Raw genomic sequence first — 959 nt, forward strand, 5'->3', positions numbered from 1 at the left:
CGGTCGGCCGCACGCTCAAGTCCGGAACCACCGTCAACTTCGAGGTCAGCTCCGAGGCGAAAAATGTCGGAGCCTGACACCCGGCTCACCGCATGGGTGCACGGCCAGGTCCAAGGCGTCGGTTTCCGCTGGTGGACCCGCTGCCGGGCGCTGGAACTGGGTCTCACCGGCTATGCCGCCAACCAGGCCGACGGCCGCGTTCTGGTGGTCGCCCAGGGCCCGCGGCCGGCCGGCGAGAAGCTGCTGCACCTGCTGGAAGGCGGCACCGCATGGCCGTCGCGGCCCGGCCACGTCGACAAGGTGGTCGCCGACTGGTCACAGCCCCAGGAGCGGTTCGAGGGTTTCGTCGAGCGCTGACGGGCACGGTCCGGGCGTCCGACGAGCCCCTGGGCCTCACATGTCACACCGGCACCGGCTGCGGCGTCGATGGGCGAATCCGCAACGTGATAGCGCCGGCGCTAGCGCGTTTCGCAGGGCGACATTCACCTTCCGCCCGTGGCTGATGTGACCACTGTGACCAGTCGGCGACCACCTTGTCGACGTGGCCGGGCCGCGACGGCCATGCGGTGCCGCCTTCCAGCAGGTGCAGCAGCTTCTCGCCGGCCGGCCGCGGGCCCTGGGCGACCACCAGAACGCGGCCGTCGGCCTGGTTGGCGGCATAGCCGGTGAGACCCAGTTCCAGCGCCCGGCAGCGGGTCCACCAGCGGAAACCGACGCCTTGGACCTGGCCGTGCACCCATGCGGTGAGCCGGGTGTCAGGCTCCGACATTTTTCGCCTCGGAGCTGACCTCGAAGTTGACGGTGGTTCCGGACTTGAGCGTGCGGCCGACCGTGCAGACCTGGTCGATCGCGCGGTTGACCACGACCAACAGGCGCTGCTTCTCGTCGTCGGCCAGCGACGACAGGTCCAGTTCCAGGGTCTCCTCGAGCAGCGGATAGCGTTCCTGCTCCCGGTCGGC

1 protein-coding gene and 2 pseudogenes are annotated in these 959 nt (G+C 69.8%); 1 reads left to right on the plus strand and 2 read right to left on the minus strand.

The features are described 5' to 3' along the window. The first annotated feature begins 63 nt into the window (after positions 1-63). A complete protein-coding gene (locus tag A5646_RS21160; RefSeq protein WP_066859986.1) occupies positions 64-357 on the plus strand; it encodes an acylphosphatase in 294 nt (97 codons plus the stop codon). 142 nt (positions 358-499) lie between these two features. On the opposite strand, the pseudogene A5646_RS21165 reads toward A5646_RS21160, so the two are convergent. Both A5646_RS21165 and A5646_RS21170 read right to left on the minus strand, forming a co-directional pair. Further along, positions 500-769, minus strand: a pseudogene (locus A5646_RS21165) (acylphosphatase); the annotation flags it as partial. Next, positions 756-959, minus strand: a pseudogene (locus A5646_RS21170) (OsmC family peroxiredoxin); the annotation flags it as partial. The pseudogenes A5646_RS21170 and A5646_RS21165, both read right to left, overlap by 14 nt.

This window comes from Mycobacterium sp. 1245499.0 (assembly GCF_001673615.1).
Taxonomy (GTDB): domain Bacteria; phylum Actinomycetota; class Actinomycetes; order Mycobacteriales; family Mycobacteriaceae; genus Mycobacterium; species Mycobacterium europaeum_A.

Excerpts from the sequence above, each read along its gene's own strand:
- A5646_RS21160 (WP_066859986.1), top strand. The coding sequence starts at position 64 with ATGTCGGAGCCTGACACCCGGCTCACCGCATGGGTGCACGGCCAGGTC.